This is a genomic window from Streptomyces sp. NBC_01451 (assembly GCF_036227485.1).
Classification (GTDB): Bacteria; Actinomycetota; Actinomycetes; order Streptomycetales; family Streptomycetaceae; genus Streptomyces.
In genome coordinates this window covers 6,727,981-6,752,293 of the sequence record NZ_CP109479.1, presented here as the reverse complement: position 1 = coordinate 6,752,293, position 24,313 = coordinate 6,727,981, and the positions used below count along the sequence as shown (strand labels likewise).

The following is a 24,313-nucleotide window of genomic DNA, read 5'->3' as shown; positions in this document are numbered from 1 at the left end:
AAGGCTTCCCATGAGCAACAAGATCGCCCTGGTCACCGGTGCCTCCTCGGGCATCGGCGAGAGCACCGCCCGCCACCTCCACGACGCCGGCTTCGTCGTCTACGGCGCCGCCCGCCGCGTCGACCGGATGGCTTCTCTGGCCGCCGCGGGCGTGCGCACCGTCGCCCTCGACGTCACCGACGAGTCCTCGGCCGAGAAGGCGGTCGCGGACATCCTCGCGGCGCACGACCGGATCGACGTCCTGGTGAACAACGCCGGATACGGCTCGTACGGCGCGCTCGAAGACGTCCCGGTGTCCGAAGCCCGCTCCCAGATCGAGGTCAACCTCTTCGGCCTCGCCCACCTCACCCGGGCCGTGCTGCCGGCCATGCGGGCCCAGCGCAGCGGCACCATCGTCAACATCAGTTCCATGGGCGGCAAACTCGCCACGCCCCTGGGCGCCTGGTACCACGCCAGCAAGTTCGCGGTCGAGGGACTCAGTGACGCCCTGCGCCTGGAGCTGCGACGCTTCGGGGTCGACGTCGTCGTCATCGAGCCCGGCGTGATCCGCACCGAGTGGGGCGGCATCGCGGCCCGCAAGGTCCGTGCCACTTCGGGCGAAGGGCCTTACGGCGACCAGGCCGAGGCCATGGCCGTGTCACTGGAGAACGCCTCAAGGCCGGACGCGCCCAGGACCTCGTCCCCCGACGTCGTGGCCCGCGCCGTGACCCGAGCCGCCACGGCCCGCCGCCCCCGCACCCGGTACACCGCCGGCTTCGGCGCCCGCCCGATCCTCCTCGTGCGCAGGATGCTGCCCGACCGGGCCTTCGACGCCTTCATCACACGCACCGCGAGCCTGCTCGCCTGACCTCAGCCGAAAGCATGGAGAAGGGCAATTCGCATGGGAACACCGGGACATGGGCGCGCGATAGTGATCGGGGCCTCGCTCGCGGGGCTGCTCGCCGCGCGGGCGCTGCACGAGACCTTCGAGGAGGTCGTCGTACTCGATCGTGACACGTTGCCGGAGCGACCTGAGCCACGCCGCGGGGTGCCGCACCCGGCCACGTACACGGGCTGCTGACGCGCGGCTTGCAGGAGATGGACGGGATGTTCGAGGGGCTGACGGCCGAGCTGATCGACCTCGGTGCGCCAACCTTCGACATGCAGGACGAGATGCAGTGGTGGGTGGACGGGCGGCCACTGGCCACGGGGCCTTCCGCCATGACCGTGCTGGGAGCTGGGCGACCTTTACTGGAGACGGCGATCCGGCGCCGGGTCGCCGCGCTGCCGAACGTGGACATACGTCCGGAGACCGCCGGCACCGACCTGCTGACGACGCCGGACGGCACAAGGGTCATCGGCGTGCGGGCGATCGCCGCCGGTGAGGAGATCACCATCGACGACGCAAGCATGGTGGTGAACGCTTCCGGGCGCGGCTCACGCACCCGCCACTGGCTCGGCCGACTCGGCTACCCCGAGTTCGAGGAGCAGCGGATCGAGACCCAGGTGACCTATGTGACGCGCCGTTACCGGCGCGCGCCGGACCAACTCGACGGCCGATACGGCACCGCCATCGCCGCCTACCCTGGAAACACCCGTGGTGGTTTCGCCCTCGCCCAGGAGAACGACGCCTGGGCCCTCAGCATCAGTGGCTCGTTCGGTGCGGTCCCGCCGATGGACGACGACGACATGGTCGCATGGGCGGGGGAACTGGACTGCCAGGATGTCGCCACACTTCTGCGCACCTGTGCCCCGCTCGGCGACCCGGTGAAGATGCGCTACCCGGCGAGCACCCGATGGCGCTACGACCGGATGAGTCGTTTCCCGGCCGGTTTCCTGGTCACCGGCGACGCGATGTGCCCGTTCAATCCGGTCTACGGCCAGGGCATGACCGTGGCCGCACTGGAGGCGCCCATCCTCGGCCGCCTGCTGAAAGACGGCTCCGACGACATGGCGGCCCAGTTCTTCACCGAGTCGGCGGCTTTCCTCGACGTGCCGCGGATCACGGCCGCGGCCAATGATCTGCGCTTCCCGGACGCGGTCGGCGACCGATCCGCACTCGACCCGGAACCGGGTGCCTACCTGGACCGCCTGCGCGCCACCGCGGTCTCGGATCCGGTACTGGCCACCACGTTTCTCCGGGTCCCCCAACTGATGGACACACCAGCGGCCCTCTTCAAGCCCGAAATCGCCGCACGCGTCCCGACCTGAGATTCGCAATCGGCCAACCAAGGAGTCGGAGGAGTGCGCGTGCGTGGTCAACTCGAACATTTGGAAGGCTGGAGCTTTCTGGTCCATGTGAGCCCGGGCGGAGGGGCCCGGGGCGGTCGATCGCGGACCAGGCCGAGCGGATGGTCGGATGGCTGAAGACAGTCGCAGGAGACTTCGCAATACCGGACCTGTACGTCGTGGACCGCGAAGACTGGGACGCAGTGGCGTCCTTCCCTGTCTACGGAATGCCCCACGAGGCGCCTGACCGCATCGTGGTGGGTCAGGAGCCGGCCGATTTCTGGGACGTGGTGCTCGACTCGATCGACCCGTTCCTCTCCCAGCCCGACCGGGCCGAGCTGGTTCGCGTCTACGGCGACCCGGTCACGCTCGGCAGCTTCGCGTACCTCCCAGGCCCTCGCCATCGCCCCGACCCAGCGGGAGGTGGGAGCCAAGACCAGCGAGACGGCCGCCTTCCGCCTACTGCCGGAACCACTCGACCTGATCGGCACCGTGGTCACCTTCGACGCCCTGCGGAGCGTCAAGGACCAGGTGTGCCGGCTGGTGCACCTCAAGTCCTGGCGGATCTTCCGTCACGCCGACTACAGCCCGAATCGCATGAGGTCACTCACCAAAGCCGTACTCACTCTGGAGCGGCACTGCTGGAGAAGCTCCGCACAGCTCAAGCGTGCGAGCCCCGGACGCACGGTCCGGGGCTCGCCGTGTGCGGTGGCGGTCCAGCGCGAGGCCTCACATCTCGGGCTCGCCTGCGGGGTCCAAGGCGTAGGTGACTCTTTCTCCGACCCGCACCGCGGCCTCGATCATTCTCTGGCGTTCGTCGCCGGTGTAGAGGTCGGCGCAGGCGCTGATCGCCGGGTACAACTCCGAGAGGATGAGGGCGGCGGATTTCGGAACGACCTCGGCCGTGCGCCACTGCTGCCCGAGCCGGTCGATCTGCTTGCACAGCTCGTCCAGCGCGAGCTGATCAAACCCGTCGTTTAGGCGCAGGGGAACGATGAATCCGTCAGCCGCGTCACTTAGTACTCCAGCTGCAGATCGTGATCTTCATGTCTGGGATGCGGCTTGTCGTAGGTAATGGCTGTTCCGTGACCGTGCCTGGTGGCGGCGTCGCCAGTCGGACCAGCCGAGCCGGTGGGCCAGATCGTGAAGAGGCCGGACGGCAACGGTGATGAACAGTCGCTGGATCTCATTGCAGGTCAGCGGGATCAGACCGTCGGGTCCCGGCCGGTGGGCATGCTCGTCGGCTCGGACGACGGCGAGGAAGGCGTGGGCGAGCATGGCGAGGGTGACCCAGCGGCTCCAGGAGGGGTAGCGGCGGACCTGGTGCTCGTCGAGCCCGGCCAGGCCCTTCCCGGTCTGGAAGGCTTCCTCCACTCGCCACCTGGAACCGGCGATCCTAACCAGAGTGTTCAGCGGCACCAACTGGGCGGAATGGCAGCGGTAGTAGGCCAGTTCGCCGGTGGCTCGGTTGCGGCGGATCAGCAGCTGGCGCCCTCCTGATCCCGTGGCGACCAGATCGATCACGGCCCAGTCGTAGAAACGCTGTCCCTTCGCTCCCTGTCCGGCGGACAGCTTCTGCCAGGCCCGCCGGGGCAACTTGGCAGCCAGGGCATCCGCACGAAACTTGCCTGCCCCGGTGGCCACTTCGGCCGAACACGCCACTGCAAGCACGTAGCCCATGCCGCGTTCCTCCAGAGCGGACCACAGTTTCGGGTTGCCGCCATAGACCTCGTCGCCGGTCACCCAGCCGACATGGTGTCCGGCGTCCAGGAATCGTTCGATCATCACGCGGGCCAGCTCCGGCTTGGTCGCGAAGTCGGTGTCCTCGCCGAGTCCGGCCGCCCGGCAACGGTCGGGGTCAGAGATCCAGGAGCGCGGGATGTACAGCTCGCGGTCCACCGCTGCGTGCCCGCGGGCGCCGGCGTAGACAAGGTAGACGGCGACCTGGGAGTTTTCGATCCGGCCGGCGGTGCCGGTGTACTGGCGCTGGACCCCGACGGTGTGAGTGCCCTTCTTCACGTCGCCGGTCTCGTCCACGACCAGCACCGCGGCCTCGTCGTGCAGATGCTCCACGACATACTCGCGCACGTCGTCGCGGACGGCATCGGCGTCCCAGGCCGCCCGGCACAGCAGATGCTGCATGCCATGCGGATTCGCATCCCCGACCCACTCCGCGATCGTCCAGCAGTTCTTGCGCGGCAGGTCCGCCAGCAGTCCCAACACCAATCGCCCGGCCCGCCGCCGGGGTTCGACCCGGGCGAACCGGCCCGCGATACGCCCCATGGCCACCTCGAACGCCTCCCGCCAACGGACGGGATCTATGCTGTGACCTACGGCCACCGTCTGATCTTCTGTCTTCACACACCGATGATCACCGGTGGCCGCACCTGCTCCCGCACCAGCCCGGACCTGTGTGACCGGCTGACGGACGGCGAACTGCCGGAAATCCGGGCGACGGCCACCGCCCCGGCTGACACGCTGGCGCACATGACCACGCCACCGACCGCGAGACAACGACTCGCCGCGCTCCACAGCTATGCGGCCGTGAACGGTGAGGACTTCACCGGCCAGAACCTTGCTTCAGCTCGCACGTCGCAACTGCGGTTCACTCGCTGCTCGTTCATCGGGGCCGATCTACGCCACGCCACCCTGGACGGGTGTTGGTTCAAGTTCTGTGACTTCAGCGGCGCAGACCTGCGCGGGGCTTCACTGCGCGAGGTCAGCCTGGCCGGATGCGATCTACGGGGTGCTGATCTGCGCGACACCGATCTGACCGACGCCAGGTTCGGAAGCGTAAACACTGGCGTGCCCCCGCTCGGGCTGACCAACATCACCGGTGCCCGGTTCGACGGAGCGTCCTTGCGCAACATTCAAGCGGAAGGCGTCATCGGGTGGCCACCCGGGCACGGCGCGAACGAGTAGGCCCTGCCTGGCGGCAAGATCACGATCTACAGCTGGAGTATTAGTTGCGACACGAGTTCCTCATACACTGGGTCATTCCTCATCTTCGACCAATCCGAGTATGGCGTTCGGGTTTATATATCTCTCGACCAGAGCCTCTTGCGATGATTGCGCGTTTGTATTCGCAGACCATCCTCGCAGGTACCTTGCCCTGTTTTCCGCCGAGGTGAGGTCGACCAGCCGCGCCTCGACTTTGTCGCCGTCGATGATAGCGACCCGTTGACCGGGTTGACGCCACTTCTTAATCACATCCCAGCTCTTCGTCACCGAAATCCACTGGGTTCGTACCCGACTCCCCTGACCGATCTGCACGTTGATGGTGTAGTCGCCGTCGACGTTCTTTGCGAACAGCCCCTCTGCTGGATCCTCGTCGGGGCGCAGATTTCTGTACCAGATTCCGGCAGCCGCCGCCGACGGGCCACCACGCAGAACGTCTTTGAGTGACTCTCCCGACGAATCTGACGTAGTCATCGGGAAATACCCGAAGTCGGTGGAGTTGTTGGGTCTGTAAAGCGAGCGGTGTAACTGGGGTTGGTGTGGCTAGAGTTGGCCTGCGGTGAGGCGGCCGTCGAAGGCCAGGTCGAAGGCGTTCATGGCGCCCTTCCAGCGCATGGTCCAGCGTTTGCGGCCGGCGCCGGTCGGGTCGAGGCTCATGACGGCCATATAGACGCACTTGAGCGCGGCCTGCTCCGTGGGGAAGTGCCCGCGGGCACGGACGGCCTTGCGGATGCGGGCGTTGACGCTCTCGATGCTGTTGGTCGTGCACACAATGCGGCGTATTTCCGCGTCAAACTGAAGGAAAGGCGTGAACTCCGCCCAGCTGGACTCCCAGAGGCGGACGATCGCCGGGTATTTCTTGCCCCAGGTCTCGGCGAATTCCAGGAACCGTGTCGTGGCCGCGTCCTCGCTCGGCGCGGTGTAGACGGGCTTTAGTGCCTTCGCGATCTTGTCCCAGTCCTGTCGGGCCGCGTAACGGAACGAGGCCCGCAGGAGGTGCACTACACATGTTTGCACCACAGTTCGCGGCCAGACCTCAGCGACCGCGTCCGGTAGTCCCTTCAGCCCGTCGCAGACCAGCATCAGGACATCATCGACGCCCCTGTTCTTGAGCTCGGAGAGCACTCGCAGCCAGTGTTTTGCGCCCTCACCGCCGTCGCCGGCCCACAGCCCGAGGATGTCGCGGTGCCCCTCGGCGGTGACCGCCAGGGCCACATAGATCGGCCTGTTCGCCACTTGGCCATCACGAATCTTGGTTCTGTCGACGATTTTGTGATCCGGACAGTTCAGACTCACCGTGCGAGTAGGACGCGTTTGCGTAGGAGATCGAGGCTGGCCCGGCCGAACATCTGGCGTTTCAGCATCTTCAGCCGGTTGATGTTGCCCTCGACGGCGCCGGAACTGTGGGGCAGGGACAGTCCGTTGCGGACGGCGTCGAAGTCGCGGCGGAGGTTGCGGGCGAAGCCTGCGAGCGGGGTTAGTGTGTCTTGCTCAGCGTTGGTGATCCAGTCTTCGAGGCGGTCGCCGTGGCGTCCGGTCATCATCGCGGCGAACTTCCTGACGTGGAGGGTGAGCCGGTCGAGCTCGGGATCTCGTTTGCGTAGGCGGTGGAGCTTGTCGGCGTCCTCGTCCCGGAGGTGCTCGGGGTGGGTCATGATCCAGGAGGTGACCTCGCGGACCGATGGCGGCTTGGGGCCGGGGACGGGTGCATGTCCGCGCCCGGTTCGGTAGCGCCGCAGATGACGCTGGACGGCTAACTCGCCACCGGGATAGCCCAGTTGCTGGATCTCGCGGTAGAGCTGGGCGGCGTTTCTGACACCTTCGTTCCAGCGCCGGTGCAGGTGGCCGACGTACGGATCGACGATATGCGCCCGTTGCAGGCTCTTGGCGACGACTTCGTCCGCGGAGCGGGCGTTGACCAGCTTGCGGACGGTGGCCTGGTGCAGCCCGAGTTTCCGGCCGATCGCCGCCTTGGACATGCCCTTCTCCCACAGTTCGTGGGCGGCGGCATGCTGCTCACGCAACCGCGTCACGATCTTCAGCTCCGTCGATGGCTGGACCTCCTCGGGCTCCGCCTCCAGGGCATCGGAGTTACCGTCAGTTGCGGGAACTGGTTCGCTCAGGCGGGAACGATGGGCGTTCACCGACTTCTCGACCGCCTGTCCGAGGTTGGCCCACAGGTGATAGCGATCAGCGACCTGCTCGGCCTGCGGTGCCCCGACCCGTGCACCTTCCGCGTATCCGCCGGAACGGTCACGGCAGATGACCTTCACCTCAGGGTGACCGCGGAGCCAGGCGGTCAGATCCTCTCCCTCACGTCCGTCGTAGAGGTGCAGTGGACGGTGGGTGGCCATGTCGATGAGCACAGTGCCGTAGTGGCGGCCTTTACGGAAGGCGAAGTCGTCGACACCGAGTACCTCCACCTCGCCGATCTCCGGGTCGGGCAGGGCTCTGACCAGCCGCAGCAGCGTGTCCTTGCCCACGGTGATACCGGCCGCGGCCGCGAGTCGGACTCCTGCCCTGCCGGCCAGCGCCAGCCCGACCCGCGTTAACACCCCACGCAGCAGCGGGCTGTAGCGACTGTGCGGGGTGGTCAGCCCCGCGATCTGTTCGGCGAACGTCACCGCTGTGCAGTCAGGGTTCTCGCAGCGGAATCGGCGCACGCACAACTCGATCACCACGCCGAGCCCGCCAACGGCGACATCGCGCAACCTCCGTACGTACCGACCGTGCACCCGAGCCGACCTCTGGCCGCACCGGCAGGCCCCAGCCGTGGCCCGCACCCGCGTCCTCAACACCACCTTTTCCGGCCGTCGTTCGACCTCCTCGATCAGCAGCGCGGACAGGTGCGGAAACAGCTCCAAGAGCACATCACGAGAGCACGCGATGCATGATCGCGAACAGTCGGCACGACCCGTTCAACCGTCCGGATCACAAGATCGTCGACAGAACCCGAATCTTGACGTTGATCGCGTCAATGAAGACGACCGGGTAGACGCGGTCGAGTGGCCTGTTCTGCCATTCGGCCATGCCGTCCATCACCTTGTCGGTGATCGTGCTGATGGTCGTCTTGGACACGCTGGCGCCGTAGACCTCGGCCAGGTGCGCGGAGATCTCGCCGTGGGTGAGGCCCTTCGCGGACAGCGACAGGACCATCTCGTCGACGCCGGTCAGCCGGCGCTGCCGCTTCTTGACGATGGCCGGCTCGAAGGAACCCTCCCGGTCACGGGGGACGTCAATCTCGACCGGCCCGATGTCGGTCAGTACGGTCTTGGAGCGGGTGCCGTTGCGGGAGTTGCCGCCGTCCTTGCCCGCCGGGTCGTGCTTGTCGTAGCCGAGATGGTCGGTGATCTCGCCCTCCAGGGCGGACTCCAGAACCGTCTTGGTCAGCTGCTGCAGCAGCCCGCCCTCGCCGGTCAACTGCAGACCCTTGCTCCGGGCCTGCGCGACGAGCTGGTCGATGAGCTTCTGCTCGACCGCCGCACTCTCCAGCGACGGTTCCGCCAGGTCATCGGCGGTCGCGGACTCGGTCACGGTGTCAGTCACTTGATGTCTCTTCCATGATCATCAATTACACCGGTGAGCGTACAGACCCGCGGGTGGACTCGAACCCACGGCCGACGGATTATGAGTCCTTTGAGGATCTTGGCGACCCTTGCCGATCCATGCTCATCTTGGGCGTTTTCCCAGGTCAGACACGGTTTGGCGCCTCAGTCCCTCTCGGCCCTTGTCAGTCTTTTCCGATCCTTGTGTCCAACCTGCGTCCAGAACGCGTCCCGGAAGGACAAGCCCAACCAGCTTCCGAGACGATCACCCCAGCCCGGGAGTGCGCCTCGAACTCGCCCGCAGCGGATTTCCCTACTGCGACCCGAAGGCAGGGGGAGCGTCCCCTCAAGTACGCAGACCCTCATTCTGGACTCCGTCCTGCCGATTGCCTGGGTGACCGCGGATGCGGCCTACGGGCAGGAGTGGCACTTCCGGCGGATGCTGGAGGAGGCCGGCGTCGGCTACGTCCTGGCGGTGCCGAAGTCCCAGCAGGTCAAGTCGCCAGCGGGCAGCTGAGGTTCCAGCCAGCGTTCGGCCATGGCCTCGGTGATGATCCGCTCCTGGCGCTCATAGTTGGAGTGCTCGCGGGCGGGAAGGGTCTCCGTCGACCGCATCAGCCGGTCGAGTGCTACCGGCTCGGCCGCTCGGGCTCCATCCGGAAGCAGACGAAGCGGGTCTTGGCGGCGGCCGTGCGTAGCTCGTCGTCGGTGGGTTGCCGGTCGCCTGGGAGGCCGAGCATCAGTCCCTTGGCGGCCTTGGGCCCTTTGCGCCGGCCGAACTCACCCAGCAGGGGGGCGACTTCCTCAGGGTCCTCGACGACCGTCGGGACGGCGGCGTGGTCCTGGCCCCGGATGCGCAGCCGGACGGCGGACCCTTCGCGCATGCTGGGGATCCAGCTGAGCTGGGAGGACATGGCGAGCACGGTGCCGGGATCCCAGTCGAAGTAGCCGATGGGGACCGTGAATTGACGGCCCGTCCGGTGCCCCTTGTACGTGAGCAGCATCAGGCGCCCGCTCAGCGGCTTGTGGAAGCGGGAGGCGAGCAGCGGCCGGACGACCTTGTTGGCGGCTCGGAAGATCTTCACCATGGGGGGCGTGGCCGTGTTCGCGGCGGGTGTGCCGGAGGTGCTCACCGGATGCCGCCGGGGACGGTGTGGACGATCTCGGCCTGGTCGCGCTTGGTGTACGCGTCCCAGTAGTGCTCGGCGATGGTCTCGGGCTCGGTGCCGGGACCGCTGCCGATGAACACCCCGATCGCCACGTGTGCGGCGTGCACCCCGTGCTCGGCGAGGTCGATGCCCAGGGCCATGGCGTAGTTGCGCAGGGCCGCCGCCGCGACGCCGACGCTGCCGAACGCGCCGCCGCTCGGCCGGATGGAGGAGGCGCCCGTGGAGAACAGCAGGGTGCCACTGCCGCGTTCGAGCATGGCGGGCAGCACCTGACGGACCGCGGCGACCGCTCCGTACAGGTAGTAGTCGAGCTGCTTGTGGAGGTCCTGCGCCGTGGCGTCGACGGCGGCGGCGCCGGCGAACGTGGGGTCGGCGGGCGAGTACTCCAGTACGTCGACGGCCCCGAACCGGTCGGCGACCGCGGCGAGCGCCGACTGCAGCGAGTCGGGACGCGTCACGTCCGCGGCGAAGCCCGCGGCCTCGATGCCGTCCTCGGCGAGCTGTGCGGCGAGCGCGTCGAGCTTGTCCTGGGTCCGGGAGACCAGGGCGACCTGGAAACCCTCCCTTCCGAAGCGGCGGGCGATGGACAGGCCCAGGCCGGGGCCTGCTCCGATGACGGCGATGACGGGCATGGGTGGTGCTCCTGTGGTCGGACGGGCTGGACGGATGAGGGCATCTCCCGCCACGTCAGCGGTCAGGACTGAAAGTCGAGGGAAGCCTCATGTTCTTGGATCGTAGCAGAGAACATGAGGTATCCCTCCGGTTGGTAGCCTGAGAGACATGGCCATCGACCCACCGTCCGCCTCCGCCGGGAACCCGGCCCCCGTCCGCCCCCTGCGGCGCGACGCACAGCGCAACCGCGAGGCCCTGCTCACCGCGGCCCGCTCCTGCTTCGCCGAGCAGGGCCTGGAGGCCCCCCTGGAGCAGGTGGCCAGGCGGGCCGGGGTGGCCATCGGCACGCTGTACCGGCACTTCCCCACCCGGCTGGACCTGGTGCAGGCGACCTTCGCGGAGAAGCTGGCCGTCTGGCGGGAGGCCGCCGAGAAGGCCGTCACCATGGATGACGCCTGGGCGGGGCTGTGTCATTTTCTGGAGACCATGTGCGAACTCCAGTCACAGGACCGGGGGTTCAACGATCTGGCCTCCATGCGGTTGCCGGAGAGCGCCTGCCTGGCGGGCGCCCAGACCCGCATCCGTGAACTCGGTGTACACATCGTCGAGCGTGCGCAGGAGCAGGGCAGCCTGCGCCCCGACCTCACGCCCGAGGACCTTGCCTTCGTCATCTGGTCGCACAGCCGCGTCACCGAGGCCACCCACGCCATCGCCCCGGACGCCTGGCGCCGCCACCTCTACCTTCTGCTCGACGGCTTCCGAACCGACCGCGCCCACCCGCTACCGGCGCCGCCGCTCACCGAGGAGCAGCTGTACCGCGCCATGATCAGCCTCGGCGGAAACGGTGCCTGCGGCGCCTGACCGTCGAGACGCGCGTTGTCTCAAGACGCCGCGGGGAGCCCCTTCCCAGCGACCAGGCCGAGCCGGTACGCCTCCGTCCCCGCGACGCAGAATTCGCGGAGGCGTTTGGTGACCTCCGCGTGCACCGGCGACACGGCGTGCGTCTCAAAGGCCGCCTCAGGGCTGACCTGAATAGCTCCCCCACAACCGTGCCGCCGATCGCCTCGTGGCCATGGGCCCGCCACCGGCGGGGATAGCTCCTCGAACTGCTTGTCGTACGCGGTCTGAACGGCGTTGGCCCCGCACACGCGGGAAGAGCTCTCCGCCCGTCGTCACCGTCACTGCGCGCACGTAGTGGACCCTGCGCATGCGGGGATAGGTCGTAGTGATGCACCCCGGAGACATCGATCACCGAGGCCAGAAGCCGACAGACGTGTTCCTGCCTCCGGACATCAGGCTCGTGCGTCTCGCTGCTGAACTTCCTTGAGGACTCCGGCCACCGTCGCGAAGTCATTGTCCACGTGGAGGACGGTGTGCCCATGGTGTACAGCTGTCGCACACACCAACAGGTCGATCGCTCCCGCCGCCCGATGCTGGCCCCTCTGGGTCAATTTGTACTGGGCGGTATCGACCCACCGCCAGGCGTTCTTCGGAACCGGAGAGAGCAGACAGAGCGCGTCCAGTTCCTCGGCCAGCTCATCTCGGTGAGACGGGCTGGTCGCCGAGTAGAGGAATTCGGCTCGTGTCGGCTCACAGAGGTGGAACACCCCGGCGGCGATGTGTCCCTCCCAGGGGCGCAGCGCACCTGGGGTACGGAACAGATGCCACAGAGCCGAGGTGTCGACCAGATACGTGATCACTCGAAGGCCTCGCGCCGCGCACGCTTCTCGGCTTCATGGACCGCTGCGGCCTGCTCAAACTCGCCACGCTCACCTCGCGCGGCCAGCTTCTCCGCGGCCTCAAGCCTCCTGATCCGCGCTACGTAGTCCCGAAGGGCCGCGTTGACGGTCTCCTTCTTCGTCGTGGCACCCATGAGCCGCATGGCCTCGGCCAGTGCCTCGTCGTCGAGATCAATCTGCGTGACGGACATCGCACACCTCCAACGTCCACGATGTATGCACCCAGGATACATCACCAACATCGACGCGCCCATAAATCACAAACAGACCACGCAGGGGATGCGCGCCAGCGTCAAGACGTTCACATGGACCCACTTCTCGCTGCGGGACGAGCCAGCGGGGACTTGTCCGACGCTGACACGAAACACCCCATAAGCGCGACGCCCGACTTAACCGGAATCGGCGTCCAGACTTTGTCCAGACGATCAAGAAATCATGATCACCACGGGCCGCCAGGACCCTCACACCCTCGCCCCGACCAGGAAAGTGCCTGGTCAGACGGCTTCTCCCCGCGTAGCGCAGAGTGGGGCGGGTGGGACTCGAACCCACGGCCGACGGATTATGAGTCCGCTGCTCTAACCGGCTGAGCTACCGCCCCATTACGGCGCGTCGCGCACATTTGTGCGCGCCGTCTGCCGCAGCATAGCCGCTCATACGATCTCCTGCTTCGGATGGTCGGCTTCGCATGACCATGAAGACCTCGACGCAGCTCAAGCGGTTCCCCCGGGCATGAAAAAGGACCCCAACGGGGTCCTCGTTCAAGCGCTCTCCCGACTGGACTCGAACCAGTAACCTGCCGGTTAACAGCCGGCTGCTCTGCCAATTGAGCTACGGAAGATCGAAGCTCCCCCGACTGGACTCGAACCAGTAACCTGCCGGTTAACAGCCGGCTGCTCTGCCAATTGAGCTACAGGGGATCGCCTCGTTGCATCGATCGTGACTCCCTGGGTATTCGCCAGGGGGCGTGCGGTCGCTGCGACACATACATTAGCGCAAGCAGGGGGGTGCTCCGCCAATCGGTTCCGCGCGCCTCGCACGTGGCGCCCCTCGTTCGCCGACCGCGGTCCGTCAGTCCATCCGTCGCCCCACCCACCATCCGTCACTCACCACTCGACACTCGTCAAGGAAAGGTGGCCGTCATGCGCTACCGGCTCACGTTCGTCGCCGGACTGGCCCTGGGTTACGTGCTGGGCACACGGGCCGGGCGAGAGCGTTACGAGCAGTTGAAGAAGTCCGCCCGCCGGATCTCGCAGAACCCGGCCGTCCGCAACACCGCCGAGTCGGCCGCGCTGCAGGGGCGGGAGTTCGCCGGCAAGGCGTTCCACACCGTGAGCGAGAAGGTCGGGGACCGGGTGCCCGACTCCGTGGCGGGCCGGGTGCGCTCCCTGCGTGAGCGCAACGCCACGGGAGGTGGCGAGGACGACTGGGGCACCAACAACACCTGAGTGCCAGGGTGTCTGCATGGACACATCTGCGGCACCCGCACGCCCCTGGTCACCCACAACGCACAGGTCACCGCCAACGGAGTGTCGACCCGGCGCGTTCACCTCTCCGCGTACGGCAGAATTTTCGCCATGGGGATAGTCGCCGGGTTGGACAGTTCGCCCGATTTCACTCGTATCGTCGTCTGCGACGCGGACACGGGGTCCGTGCTGCGGCAGGGCTATGCGCCGCATCCGATGGAAGGCGTCGAGGGCGGGGGCGGCGGGCGGCCCTCCGATGTCGATCCGCAGGCCTGGCTGCTCTCCCTCGGTGAGGCGGCCGGCGGCGGGCTGCTCGAAGGTGTGCAGGCCATCGGGGTGTCCGCGCAGCAGAACGCGCTGGTGCCGGTCGACGCGCAGGGCAACACCGTACGGCCGGCGATGGTCGGCGGGGACAAGCGGGCGCAGGTCGCCGCGGCCGATCTGATCGACGCGCTCGGCGGGCGGGAGGCGTGGGCGCAGGCCGTGGGGTGTGTGCCGCAGGCCGCGCAGCCGGTGACCAAGCTGCGCTGGCTGGCGCGCAACGAGCCGGAGGCGGCGCAGCGGACCGCCGTGCTGATGCAGGCGCACGACTGGCTGGTGTGGCAGTTGCTGGGGCGGCCCGTACGGCGGACCACCGACCGGGGCGGGGCCTCGGGGACGGGCTACTGGTCGGCCGCCATGGGGGCCTATCGCGGTGATCTCGTCGAGCTCGCGCTCGGGCGTCAGGCGATGCTGCCCGAGGTGCTCGGCCCGTCCGACGCCGCCGGTACGACGCCCGAGGGGCTGCTGATCTCCGCCGGGACCGGGGAGACCATGGCCGCCGCCTTCGGGCTCGGGCTGGGGCTCGGGGATGTAGTGGTGTCACTGGGGGCCTCCGGGTCCGTGATGGCCGTACATCCCGAGGCGCTCTTCGACTCGACCGGGATGATCACCTCGCTGGCCGACGCGACCGGGCTGCATCTGCCGGTCGTCACGACGCTGAACGCCGTACGGACCTTGCGGGGGACGGCCGAGCTGCTCGGGCTGAGTGATCTGGAGACCCTGTCCGACCTCGCGATGAAGTCGACCCCGGGCGCTCACGGGCTGGTCATGCTGCCCTATCTGGAAGGGGAGCGGACGCCCAATCTGCCGCACACCGCGGGGACGCTCGCCGGGCTGCGGCGGGAGTCCATGAAGGCCGAGCATCTGGCACGGGCCGCCTTCGAGGGGATGCTGTGCGGGCTCGCGGACGCCCTGGACGTGCTGCGGGGGCGTGGAGTCGACGTACAGCGCGTCTTCCTGCTCGGGTCCGCCGCCGAACTGCCCGCCGTGCAGGCCGCGGCGCCGCCGTTGTTCGGGGCGCAGGTCGTCGTACCGCAGCCCGCGGACTACGCGGCCATCGGTGCCGCGCGGCAGGCCGCCTGGGCGCTCGGGGTGTCGCAGGGCACGCTCGACCCGCGCACCCCGCCGGCCTGGCAGGGCGCCGCCGCGCAGGTGCTGGAGCCCGGTGAGGAGCTGGCGGTGGGACAGGCGGTGCGACAGCAGTACGTGTCCGTGCGGGAGCAGACGCATCCCGGGGCATTTCGTAGCTGAGGGGCGCGGGTCGTTCCGCGCGCCCGCGGTTCCTTGGTCCGCTGTTGGATTAATCGGTTGAAGTAACACGGGTGGAGTGTCGGACGATGGGTGCGTGGGGCACTCCCCATCGTCCGTCATGGACAAACCGCCGACTCCGAGAGATTCAGCGTGCTCATACAACTTCTGCGCACTTATCTGCGGCCCTACAAGAAACCCATCGGTCTGCTCGTGCTGCTCCAGCTCCTGCAGACCTGCGCGACCCTCTACCTGCCCACGCTCAACGCGGACATCATCGACAAGGGTGTGGTGAAGGGCGACACCGGCTACATCCTGCTCTTCGGCGCCGTGATGATCGGTATCTCGCTGGTGCAGGTCGTCTGCAACATCGGTGCCGTGTACTACGGCGCCCGTACGGCGTCGGCGCTCGGCCGGGACGTACGCGCTGCCGTCTTCGACCGGGTGCAGTCGTTCTCGGCGCGTGAGGTCGGGCAGTTCGGGGCGCCCTCGCTGATCACCCGTACGACCAATGACGTCCAGCAGGTGCAGATGCTCGCGCTGATGACGTTCACGCTGATGGTGTCGGCACCGATCATGTGCGTGGGCGGCATCGTGCTGGCGCTGGGTCTGGATGTGCCGCTGTCGGGCGTGCTGGTCGCCGTCGTGCCGGTGCTGGGCATCTGCGTGACGTTGATCGTGCGGCGGCTGCGGCCCCTGTTCCGGACGATGCAGGTGCGGCTCGACACCGTCAACCGGGTGCTGCGGGAGCAGATCACCGGCAACCGGGTCATCCGCGCCTTCGTGCGGGACGAGTACGAGAAGGAGCGGTTCGGGAAGGCGAACCACGAGCTGACCGAGGTGTCGCTGGGCACCGGGCGGCTGCTCGCGCTGATGTTCCCGATCGTCATGACCGTCGTCAACGTCTCGTCGATCGCCGTGGTGTGGTTCGGTGCTCACCGCATCGACAGCGGCGGGATGGAGATCGGCGCGCTGACCGCGTTCCTCGCCTATCTGATGCAGATCGTGATGTCCGTGATGATGGCCACCTTCATGTTCATGATGGTGCCGCGCGCGGAGGTGTGCGCCGAGCGCATCGAGGAGGTCCTCGGTACGTCGTCGAGTGTGGTGCCGCCGACCGATCCGGTCGTCGAACTGCGGCGGCACGGGCATCTGGAGATCCGGGGGGCCGGGTTCCGCTATCCGGGCGCCGAGGAGCCGGTGCTCAAGGCCGTCGACCTGGTGGCGCGGCCCGGTGAGGTGACCGCGGTGATCGGGTCCACGGGCAGTGGGAAGTCGACGCTGCTGGGGCTCGTACCGCGGCTGTTCGACGCGACCGACGGGGAGGTGCTCGTCGACGGCGTGGACGTGGCCACCGTGGAGCCGAAACTGCTGGCCAGGACGGTGGGGCTGGTGCCGCAGAAGCCGTATCTGTTCGCGGGGACCGTGGCGAGCAATCTGCGCTACGGCAACCCGGACGCCACGGACGAGGAGTTGTGGCGCGCTCTGGAGGTTGCTCAGGGCAAGGGGTTCGTCGAGCGGCTGGAGGGCGGGCTCGGCGCGCCGATCGCGCAGGGCGGTACGAATGTGTCGGGTGGTCAGCGGCAGCGGCTCGCGATCGCGCGGACGCTGGTGCAGCGGCCCGAGATCTACCTCTTCGACGACTCCTTCTCGGCGCTCGACTACGCCACGGACGCGGCCCTGCGGACGGCGCTCGCGCGCGAGACCGCCGAGGCGACCGTCGTGATCGTCGCCCAGCGGGTGTCCACGATCAGGGACGCCGACCGGATCATCGTCCTCGACGAGGGCCGGGTCGTCGGCACCGGCAGCCACCACGAGCTGATGGCGGACAACCAGACCTACCGGGAGATCGTGCTCTCCCAGCTCACGGAAGCGGAGGCCGCCTGATGGCCGGGCCCATGGGGCGCATGATGGCCGGAGGCGGCCCCGACCAGCACTCGCTGGACTTCAAGGAGTCCGGCAAACGGCTCCTCTCCCAGTTCAGGCCCGAGCGGGCCACGATGCTCGTGATGCTGTGCGCGGTGTTCGTGAGCGTGGGCCTGTCGGTGGTGGGCCCGAAGATCCTGGGGCGGGCGACCGACCTGGTCTTCTCCGGCATCATCGGACGGCAGTTCGACAGCGGCAGTACGAAGGCCGAGGTTCTCGCGTCCATGCGGGAGCGCGGCGAGGGCGGCATGGCCGACATGCTCTCCGGTACGGACTTCACGCCGGGCAAGGGGATCGACTTCGGCGCGGTGGGCGAGGTGCTGGGGCTCGCCCTGGTGGTGTTCGTGTTCGCCGGGCTGCTGATGCTGGTCGCCACACGGCTGGTGAACCGGGCGGTCAACCGGACCGTGTCCCGGATGCGCGAGGACCTGCAGGCGAAGCTGTCGCGGCTGCCGTTGTCGTACTTCGACAAGCGGCAGCGCGGTGAGGTGCTCAGCCGTGCGACGAACGACATCGACAACATCGGGCAGACGCTCCAGCAGTCGATGGGGCAGCTCATCAACTCGTTGCTGACGATCATCGGCGTGCTGGCGATGATGTTCTGGGTGTCCTGGCTGCTGGCGCTGGTCGCGCTGGTGACCGTACCGCTGTCGTTCTTCATCGCCACGCGGGTCGGCAAGCGGTCGCAGCCGCACTTCGTGCAGCAGTGGCGGACCACCGGCAAGCTGAACGCGCACATCGAGGAGATGTACACCGGGCACAACCTCGTGAAGGTGTTCGGGCGGCAGGACGAGTCGGCGCAGCAGTTCGCCGAGCAGAACGACGCGCTGTACGAGGCCGGTTTCAAGGCACAGTTCAACAGCGGCATCATGCAGCCGCTGATGTTCTTCGTGTCGAACATCAACTACGTGCTGGTGGCCGTGGTGGGCGGGCTGCGGGTCGCTTCGGGCGCGCTGTCGATCGGTGACGTGCAGGCCTTCATCCAGTACTCGCGCCAGTTCTCGATGCCGCTGACGCAGGTCGCGTCGATGGCGAACCTGGTGCAGTCGGGCGTGGCCTCGGCCGAGCGGATCTTCGAACTGCTGGACGCGGAGGAGCAGCAGGCCGATCCGGTGCCGGGGGTACGGCCCGAGGAACTGCGCGGGCTGGTCTCGCTGGAGCACGTGTCGTTCCGGTACGAGCCGGAGAAGCCGCTGATCGAGGACCTGTCGCTGGCGGTGGAGCCCGGGCACACGGTCGCGATCGTCGGACCCACGGGGGCGGGGAAGACCACTCTGGTCAACCTGTTGATGCGGTTCTACGAGGTTTCCGGGGGCCGGATCACCCTGGACGGGGTGGACATCGCGTCGATGTCCCGGGACGAACTCCGGGCCGGGATCGGGATGGTGCTCCAGGACACCTGGCTGTTCGGCGGGACCATCGAGGAGAACATCGCGTACGGGGCCGCGCGGGAGCGCGAGGTGACGCGCGGGGAGATCGAGGAGGCGGCGCGGGCCGCGCACGCGGACCGTTTCATCCGTACGCTGCCGGACGGCTACGACACCGTGATCGACGACGAGGGCACGGGGGTGAGCGCGGGTGAGAAGCAGCTCATCACGATCGCGCGGGCGTTCCTGTCCGATCCGGTGATCCTGGTGCTGGACGAGGCGACGAGTTCCGTGGACACCCGTACGGAGGTTCTGATCCAGAAGGCGATGGCCAAACTGGCGCACGGGCGGACGTCGTTCGTGATCGCGCACCGGCTGTCGACGATCCGGGACGCGGACACGATCCTGGTGATGGAGAACGGGGCGATCGTGGAACAGGGGGCGCACGGGGAGCTGTTGGAGGCGGACGGCGCCTACGCGCGGTTGTACAAGGCGCAGTTCGCGGAGGCGGTGGCCGAAGTGGATTAGCAGGCGCCGGGTAGCGGGGCACCGGGGATCCCCAAGGGGGGTGATTTGCAGCCCCCTTGGGGATTTTGGGTATGTTTCGGGTATGCGGGGAGTTCAGTCCAAGTAGCCGCGCAGCTGGTCCGCGAAGGCGTGGTCCCTCAGTTTGTTCAGGGTCTTGGATTCGATCTGGCGGATGCGTTCCCGTGTGACGCCGAAGATCCGGCCGATCTCCTCCAGCGTGCGGGGCCTCCCGTCCGCCAGTCCGTAGCGCAGCTGGACGACCTTCCGCTCCCGCTCCCCCAGCGTCGACAGCACCGCCTCCAGGTGTTCGCGCAGCAGCAGGAACGCCGCCGACTCGACCGGCGAGGCGGCGTCGCCGTCCTCGATGAGGTCACCGAGCGCGACGTCGTCCTCCTCGCCCACCGGGGCGTGCAGTGACACGGGTTCCTGGGCCAGGCGCAGCACCTCGCTGACGCGCTCGGGCAGGAGGTCCAGGTGGGCGGCGACCTCCTCGGGGGTCGGCTCGTAGCCGCGTTCCTGGAGCATCCGGCGCTGGACGCGGACGACCCGGTTGATCAGCTCGACCACGTGTACGGGCACGCGGATCGTCCGGGCCTGGTCGGCGAGGGCGCGGGACATGGCCTGGCGGATCCACCAGGTCGCGTACGTGGAGAACTTGTAGCCGCGCGCGTAGTCGAACTTCTCGACGGCGCGGATCAGGCCCAGGTTCCCCTCCTGGACGAGGTCGAGCATCGTCAGGCCGCGGCCCACGTACCGTTTCGCCACGGACACCACCAGGCGCAGGTTCGCCTCGATCAGGCGGCGCTTGGCCATCCGGCCCATGACGACCAGCCTGTCCAGGTCCAGGGCCAACTGGCTGTCCAGGTCGGAGGCGAGACGCAGCTTCTCCTCGGCGAACAGGCCGGCCTCGACCCGGCGGGCGAGTTCGACCTCCTCGACGGCGGTCAGCAGCGGGATGCGGCCGATCTCGCGAAGGTACTGACGGAACAGGTCGGAGGAAGGCCCGCTGGTGTCGGCGCGGGCCGGGGCGCGGGCGCGGAGCCGTTCGGCCGGCTCGATGGCCTCGATCGGCTCGATGGATTCGATGACCTCGATGGACTCGATCGGTTCAATCGGTTCCGCTGTCTCCGCGGTCTCCGCCTCGTCGGCCGGGGGTTCGTCCAGTTCGGGCGGGCTGTCGGGGTCGGCCGTCTCGGGGTGGTGCGCGGCTCGGCTCTGCGGCGGCACGGCCGCGATGACCTCGGCGACGTCCGTGACGTCGCTGACGTCCGCGATGCCGGTCTCGGCGCCGGGCTTCGTCGCCGTGGTGCTGCTGCTGTCGGTCTGGGCGAGGGTCTGGGTCTGCACGGGGGCGACCTCCAGGATGATCGCTGCTGAGGCGTACGGCAGCGGTACTCGGGGGGCGGAGTGGGCGGCCTCACCGCTGTCCGTCCCGTACGCGTTGAGCGGAATCGCGGGGGTGTCGGACCCGTTGGGGACGGGTCGGCCGCGCTCCGAGGACTCAGGCACCGGAACCCAGTGTGGCGTACGGCACATCGCCGCCACGAGGGGCGTGCGACGACTTTTTGGGTCCGGTCCGTGACCACGTGGTTACCGTGGCGTCAAACCCGAGTCCCTCTTCGGGGTCCGACCTGGCACGATCGGCTCGTGTCCGGTTCTCTTCGCTCAACTCACCTGTACGAAACGCATGTCACCGTCCGCCGCGAAACCTCCGCCGAGGCGGAACTGCTGGACCGCTGGGCGACGGCGACCGGTCTCAAACTGACCCGCATCGTCCTCGCCCGTGGCCGAATACCGGCCCAGCCGATGCTCACCCGCACGGGTTCCCCGTCGTACGCCGGCGAATCGGCCCGCGCGCGGAGCGGGAGTTCACGGACCGGTTGGTGCGGGCGGTGACGCCGGTGTTCGAGGAGCGGTGACTCGGGAGCATGTACTCAGGCATGCTCGGAGGCCTGGTCAGAGGGCTGCCGCGCCTCGTTCTCGGAGGGCCTGGTCGTACTGCTGGAGTACCCACAGCTCGTTCTGTACGGCGGCCAGTTCGGCCGGGTCGCCGTGGGTGGCCAGGCGGGTGTGGGTGACCTGGACCTCCTGGATCCGGCGTTCGACCGCTCTGCGGCGGACCATGACCAACTGGTCGCTCGCGTACACGTCGTCGACCGTCTTGCGCATGATCGCCTCGACGGCCAGCTCCGTGACCATGGAACGGACCGTGTTGTCCGGGGCCGCCTCGCGGACGCGGACCAGGTACTCCTGGGGGTCCTGGGCGCCGTACTCCACGCCGCCCACTTCCATGATCGCCTGGCGTACGGCCGCGTAGGGGGCTGCCGTGAACTCGTCGATGCCGTAGGCGTCGAAGGCCGGGGAGACCAGGTCGGGGCGCTGGAGGGCGAGTTTGAGGAGTTCGCGTTCGGTGGCGTAGACCGGGTTGCGGAGGTTCAGGGCGGGGCCGGAGGGGCCGCCGGGACGGGACGAGGCCGTCTCGTACGGGTGGGACTGGCGTTGCCGGCCGGTGGGGGCCGGGCCCTTGCCGCCGCGGTCGCGGGCCCAACGGGCCAGCTGGGCCACCCTCTTGACGACGAACTGGGTGTCCAGGATGCCGAGCATGCCGGCGAGCTGGACCGCGACCTCGTGCTGTGCGCCGCTGTTCTTGATGCGGGCGACGATCGGGGCCGCCTCGTCCAGCGCCGCCGCGCGGCCCGCCGGGGTCTCCAGGTCGTAGCGGACGGCGATCTGGCGCAGGGCGAACTCGAAGAGGGGGGTGCGGGGTTCGGCGAGTTCGGCGACGGCCTGGTCGCCCTTCGCGAGGCGCAGGTCGCAGGGGTCCATGCCGTCGGGCGCGATGGCGATGTAGGTCTCGGCGGCGAACTTCTGGTCGTCCTCGAAGGCGCGCAGCGCCGCCTTCTGGCCTGCCGCGTCGCCGTCGAAGGTGAAGATCACGCGAGCCGAGCCGTTGTCCATCAGCAGCCGGCGGAGGATCTTGATGTGGTCGGTGCCGAAGGCCGTGCCGCAGGTCGCGATGGCCGTCGTCACACCGGCCAGGTGGCAGGCCATGACGTCCGTGTAGCCCTCGACGACGACCGCGCGACTCGTCTTCGCGATGTCCTTCTTGGCGAGGTCGATGCCGTACAGGACCTGGGACTTCCGGTAGATCGCCGTGTCGGGGGTGTTGAGGTACTTGGGGCCGTTGTCCTCCTCGTACAGCTTGCGGGCGCCGAAGCCGACGACCTCGCCGCCGATGTCGCGGATCGGCCACATCAGACGGCCCCGGAAGCGGTCGATGGGGCCGCGGCGGCCTTCCTGGGAGAGGCCGGACAGCAGGAGTTCCTTGTCCGAGAAGCCCTTGCCGCGGAGGTAACGGGTGAGGTGGTCCCAGCCCTGGGGGCTGTAGCCGACGGAGAAGTGTTCGGCGGCCGACTGGTCGAAGCCCCGTTCCGCCAGGAACTTGCGGCCCGCGTCGGCCTCGGAGCTGGTGGCCAGCTGCTCCACGTACCACTGCGCGGCGATCTTGTGGGCCTCGACCAGGCGGATGCGCTCGCCGCGCTGGCCGGCGGGGTTGTAGCCGCCCTCCTCGTACCGCAGGGTGATGCCGGCCTGGGCGGCCAGTCGCTCGACGACCTCGGAGAAGGAGAGGTGGTCGACCTTCATCACGAACGTGATGGTGTCGCCGCCTTCCTGGCAGCCGAAGCAGTGGAACAGTCCCTTGCTCGGGCTGACCTGGAAGGACGGTGACTTCTCGTCGTGGAAGGGGCAGAGGCCCTTGAGGTTGCCGCCGCCCGCGTTGCGCAGCTGGAGGTACTCGGAGACGACGGCGTCGATCGGGACCGCGTCCCGAACCGCCTTCACGTCCTCTTCGTTGATCCTTCCGGCCACGCAGTGAGTCTACGGGGGCGGGCCGACAGTGCTGCGACAGCCGCGGGCGGTGCCGCCGCTACGGGACCAGGCTGTCCAGTGGTACGTGCGGGTTCCCCAGGGCCTCCGTGTCCACCCGGGACCGCGAACGGATGAGCTGCTGGACGGTCTCTGTGACGTCCCACACGTTCACGTTCATCCCGGCCAGCACCCGGCCCTCCTTCACCCAGAAGGCGATGAACTCCCGCTTGCCCGCGTCTCCCCGGATCACCACCTGGTCGTAGGAGCCCGGGGGCGCCCAGCCCGAGTACTCCATGCCCATGTCGTACTGGTCGGAGAAGAAATACGGCACACGGTCGTACGTCGATTCGCCGCCCAGCATCGCGCGGGCCGCCGCCGGGCCGCCGTTGAGGGCGTTGGCCCAGTGCTCGACCCGCAGCCTGGTGTCGAACAGGGCGTGGTGGAAGGCGGCCACGTCACCGGCCGCGTAGATGTCGGGGTCGGAGGTGCGCAGGCGTTCGTCGACCTCGATGCCGCCGCCGTACGCGCGGTCGGCGAGGGTCAGCCCGGCCGCCTCCGCCAGTCCCGTGCGCGGCGCGGCTCCGATGGCCGCCAGGACGTCGTGGGCCGGGTGCTCCTCGCCGTCGTCCGTACGGGCCGCGAGGACCATGCCGTCCTGGCCGACGATCTCCGTCAGGCGGGCGCCGAAGTGGAAACGGACGCCGTGCTCGCGGTGCAGCTCGGCGAAGAGGTTGCCCAGCTCGGGGCCGAGCACCGAGTGCAGCGGGGTCGACGACGGTTCGACGACGGTCACCTCGGCGCCGTACTCACGCGCCGCCGCCGCGACCTCCAGGCCGATCCAGCCGGCGCCGGCGATGACGATGTGGCCGTTGTCCCGGCCCAGGGCGGCCAGGACGCCCTTGAGGCGCTCGGCGTGCGCGAGGCGACGCAGGTGGTGGACGCCGGCCAGGTCCGTACCGGGGATGTCCAGGCGGCGCGGCTCGGCGCCGGTGGCGATGAGCAGTTTGTCGTAGTGGACGAGGGTGCCGTCGTCGCCGAACCGGACCGTCTTCGCCGTACGGTCGATGGCGTCGACGGTCTGGCCGAGGTGGAGTTCGATGTCGTTGCGCGCGTACCAGGCCGGTTCGTGGACGAAGACGCTGTCGCGTTCCTCCTTGCCGAGGAGGTAGCCCTTGGAGAGCGGGGGCCGCTCGTACGGGTGGTCGCGTTCGTCGCAGATCAGTATCACGCGGCCGGTGAAGCCCTCCGTCCGGAGCGTCTCGGCCGCCTTGGCGCCGGCCAGTCCGCCTCCGACGATGACGAATGTCTGATCCGCGTCGACCACTTCATGCCTCCTCGTAAGAACGGGTGCCACGTGTT

The 24,313-nt window shown here is 68.3% G+C and carries 21 protein-coding genes, 3 tRNA genes and 3 pseudogenes; 12 read left to right on the top strand and 15 right to left on the bottom strand.

What is annotated here, in order from left to right; genetic code table 11:
* The first annotated feature begins 10 nt into the window (after positions 1 to 10).
* The 4 genes from OG595_RS29690 (at position 11) to OG595_RS45430 (ending at position 3,189) form a co-directional block, all read left to right on the top strand.
* Positions 11 to 847: an oxidoreductase gene (locus tag OG595_RS29690; RefSeq protein WP_329277253.1), complete on the top strand. Its 837-nt coding sequence runs from the start codon at positions 11 to 13 to the stop codon at positions 845 to 847.
* Between the two features lie 33 nt (positions 848 to 880).
* Positions 881 to 1,060, top strand: a complete 180-nt coding sequence (locus OG595_RS29685; protein ID WP_329277252.1) for a hypothetical protein — start codon at positions 881 to 883, stop codon at positions 1,058 to 1,060.
* A 26-nt stretch (positions 1,061 to 1,086) separates the two neighbouring features.
* Complete coding sequence (locus tag OG595_RS29680) at positions 1,087 to 2,190, top strand: FAD-dependent oxidoreductase (RefSeq protein ID WP_329277250.1); 1,104 nt, start codon at positions 1,087 to 1,089, stop codon at positions 2,188 to 2,190.
* 510 nt (positions 2,191 to 2,700) lie between these two features.
* Positions 2,701 to 3,189, top strand: a complete 489-nt coding sequence (locus OG595_RS45430) for a hypothetical protein (protein WP_443073175.1) — start codon at positions 2,701 to 2,703, stop codon at positions 3,187 to 3,189.
* Between the two features lie 63 nt (positions 3,190 to 3,252).
* Here the strand turns inward: OG595_RS45430 and OG595_RS29670 are convergent, their stop codons facing one another.
* Positions 3,253 to 4,491: an IS701 family transposase gene (locus OG595_RS29670; protein ID WP_329283141.1), complete on the bottom strand. Its 1,239-nt coding sequence runs from the start codon at positions 4,489 to 4,491 to the stop codon at positions 3,253 to 3,255.
* 42 nt (positions 4,492 to 4,533) lie between these two features.
* On the opposite strand from OG595_RS29670, the gene OG595_RS29665 reads away from it, so the two are divergent.
* The gene (locus OG595_RS29665) at positions 4,534 to 5,130 is read left to right on the top strand and encodes a pentapeptide repeat-containing protein (protein WP_329275236.1); all 597 of its coding nucleotides are present in this window, start codon (positions 4,534 to 4,536) and stop codon (positions 5,128 to 5,130) included.
* 72 nt (positions 5,131 to 5,202) lie between these two features.
* Here OG595_RS29665 and OG595_RS29660 read toward each other — a convergent pair whose 3' ends face one another.
* The 4 genes and pseudogenes from OG595_RS29660 to OG595_RS29645 all read right to left on the bottom strand — a co-directional run.
* Positions 5,203 to 5,640 (bottom strand): hypothetical protein, encoded by a 438-nt coding sequence (locus OG595_RS29660; RefSeq protein WP_329277247.1) that lies wholly within the window; start codon positions 5,638 to 5,640, stop codon positions 5,203 to 5,205.
* 69 nt (positions 5,641 to 5,709) lie between these two features.
* A pseudogene (locus OG595_RS29655) lies at positions 5,710 to 6,420 on the bottom strand (IS256 family transposase); the annotation flags it as partial.
* A 38-nt stretch (positions 6,421 to 6,458) separates the two neighbouring features.
* Complete coding sequence (locus tag OG595_RS29650) at positions 6,459 to 7,949, bottom strand: ISL3 family transposase (protein WP_329283317.1); 1,491 nt, start codon at positions 7,947 to 7,949, stop codon at positions 6,459 to 6,461.
* Positions 7,950 to 8,118: 169 nt separating this feature from the next.
* Positions 8,119 to 8,658: pseudogene (locus OG595_RS29645) on the bottom strand (transposase); the annotation flags it as partial.
* Between the two features lie 420 nt (positions 8,659 to 9,078).
* Here OG595_RS29645 and OG595_RS29640 point away from each other — a divergent pair.
* Positions 9,079 to 9,222, top strand: a pseudogene (locus tag OG595_RS29640) (transposase); the annotation flags it as partial.
* 118 nt (positions 9,223 to 9,340) lie between these two features.
* Here the strand turns inward: OG595_RS29640 and OG595_RS29635 are convergent.
* Complete coding sequence (locus OG595_RS29635; protein WP_329277244.1) at positions 9,341 to 9,844, bottom strand: hypothetical protein; 504 nt, start codon at positions 9,842 to 9,844, stop codon at positions 9,341 to 9,343.
* Positions 9,841 to 10,512 carry an SDR family NAD(P)-dependent oxidoreductase gene (locus OG595_RS29630; protein ID WP_329277242.1) on the bottom strand — a complete coding sequence of 224 codons (672 nt, stop codon included), beginning with the start codon at positions 10,510 to 10,512 and terminating at the stop codon, positions 9,841 to 9,843. Before OG595_RS29630 ends, OG595_RS29635 begins: the two co-directional genes overlap by 4 nt.
* A gap of 148 nt (positions 10,513 to 10,660) precedes the next feature.
* Between OG595_RS29630 and OG595_RS29625 the strand changes: the two genes are divergently transcribed.
* Positions 10,661 to 11,353, top strand: a complete 693-nt coding sequence (locus OG595_RS29625) for a TetR/AcrR family transcriptional regulator (protein WP_329277240.1) — start codon at positions 10,661 to 10,663, stop codon at positions 11,351 to 11,353.
* Positions 11,354 to 11,784: 431 nt separating this feature from the next.
* Here the strand turns inward: OG595_RS29625 and OG595_RS29620 are convergent, their stop codons facing one another.
* The 5 genes from OG595_RS29620 to OG595_RS29600 all read right to left on the bottom strand — a co-directional run bounded on the left by OG595_RS29620 (position 11,785) and on the right by OG595_RS29600 (position 13,148).
* Entirely contained in the window at positions 11,785 to 12,192 is a 408-nt protein-coding gene (locus tag OG595_RS29620) for a PIN domain nuclease (protein ID WP_220651769.1), read from the bottom strand.
* On the bottom strand, positions 12,189 to 12,422 hold the full coding sequence (locus tag OG595_RS29615; RefSeq protein ID WP_329277236.1) for a type II toxin-antitoxin system VapB family antitoxin: 234 nt from the start codon (positions 12,420 to 12,422) through the stop codon (positions 12,189 to 12,191). Before OG595_RS29615 ends, OG595_RS29620 begins: the two co-directional genes overlap by 4 nt.
* 333 nt (positions 12,423 to 12,755) lie before the next feature.
* Positions 12,756 to 12,829 (bottom strand) — tRNA-Ile (locus OG595_RS29610).
* A 167-nt stretch (positions 12,830 to 12,996) separates the two neighbouring features.
* Positions 12,997 to 13,069, bottom strand: a tRNA-Asn gene (locus tag OG595_RS29605).
* Positions 13,070 to 13,075: 6 nt separating this feature from the next.
* Positions 13,076 to 13,148 (bottom strand) — tRNA-Asn (locus OG595_RS29600).
* 222 nt (positions 13,149 to 13,370) lie between these two features.
* Between OG595_RS29600 and OG595_RS29595 the strand changes: the two genes are divergently transcribed.
* The 4 genes from OG595_RS29595 to OG595_RS29580 all read left to right on the top strand — a co-directional run bounded on the left by OG595_RS29595 (position 13,371) and on the right by OG595_RS29580 (position 19,084).
* Positions 13,371 to 13,676: a YtxH domain-containing protein gene (locus OG595_RS29595; protein ID WP_329277234.1), complete on the top strand. Its 306-nt coding sequence runs from the start codon at positions 13,371 to 13,373 to the stop codon at positions 13,674 to 13,676.
* Positions 13,677 to 13,805: 129 nt separating this feature from the next.
* Positions 13,806 to 15,266, top strand: a complete 1,461-nt coding sequence (locus tag OG595_RS29590; protein WP_329277232.1) for an FGGY family carbohydrate kinase — start codon at positions 13,806 to 13,808, stop codon at positions 15,264 to 15,266.
* A gap of 150 nt (positions 15,267 to 15,416) precedes the next feature.
* On the top strand, positions 15,417 to 17,150 hold the full coding sequence (locus tag OG595_RS29585; protein ID WP_329277230.1) for an ABC transporter ATP-binding protein: 1,734 nt from the start codon (positions 15,417 to 15,419) through the stop codon (positions 17,148 to 17,150).
* The gene (locus tag OG595_RS29580) at positions 17,150 to 19,084 is read left to right on the top strand and encodes an ABC transporter ATP-binding protein (protein ID WP_329277228.1); all 1,935 of its coding nucleotides are present in this window, start codon (positions 17,150 to 17,152) and stop codon (positions 19,082 to 19,084) included. The genes OG595_RS29585 and OG595_RS29580 overlap by 1 nt, the downstream gene beginning before the upstream one ends.
* 93 nt (positions 19,085 to 19,177) lie before the next feature.
* Here OG595_RS29580 and OG595_RS29575 read toward each other — a convergent pair whose 3' ends face one another.
* Complete coding sequence (locus OG595_RS29575; RefSeq protein ID WP_329277226.1) at positions 19,178 to 20,593, bottom strand: RNA polymerase sigma factor; 1,416 nt, start codon at positions 20,591 to 20,593, stop codon at positions 19,178 to 19,180.
* A 138-nt stretch (positions 20,594 to 20,731) separates the two neighbouring features.
* Here OG595_RS29575 and OG595_RS29570 point away from each other — a divergent pair, with 138 nt between their 5' ends.
* Positions 20,732 to 20,980, top strand: coding sequence for a hypothetical protein (locus OG595_RS29570; RefSeq protein WP_329277224.1), 249 nt, complete (start codon positions 20,732 to 20,734; stop codon positions 20,978 to 20,980).
* Between the two features lie 60 nt (positions 20,981 to 21,040).
* Here the strand turns inward: OG595_RS29570 and dnaG are convergent, their stop codons facing one another.
* Together dnaG and OG595_RS29560 are read right to left on the bottom strand one after the other, a co-directional pair.
* The gene (gene dnaG, locus OG595_RS29565; protein ID WP_329277222.1) at positions 21,041 to 22,954 is read right to left on the bottom strand and encodes a DNA primase; all 1,914 of its coding nucleotides are present in this window, start codon (positions 22,952 to 22,954) and stop codon (positions 21,041 to 21,043) included.
* A gap of 58 nt (positions 22,955 to 23,012) precedes the next feature.
* Complete coding sequence (locus tag OG595_RS29560) at positions 23,013 to 24,278, bottom strand: NAD(P)/FAD-dependent oxidoreductase (protein ID WP_329277219.1); 1,266 nt, start codon at positions 24,276 to 24,278, stop codon at positions 23,013 to 23,015.
* Positions 24,279 to 24,313: the final 35 nt, after the last annotated feature.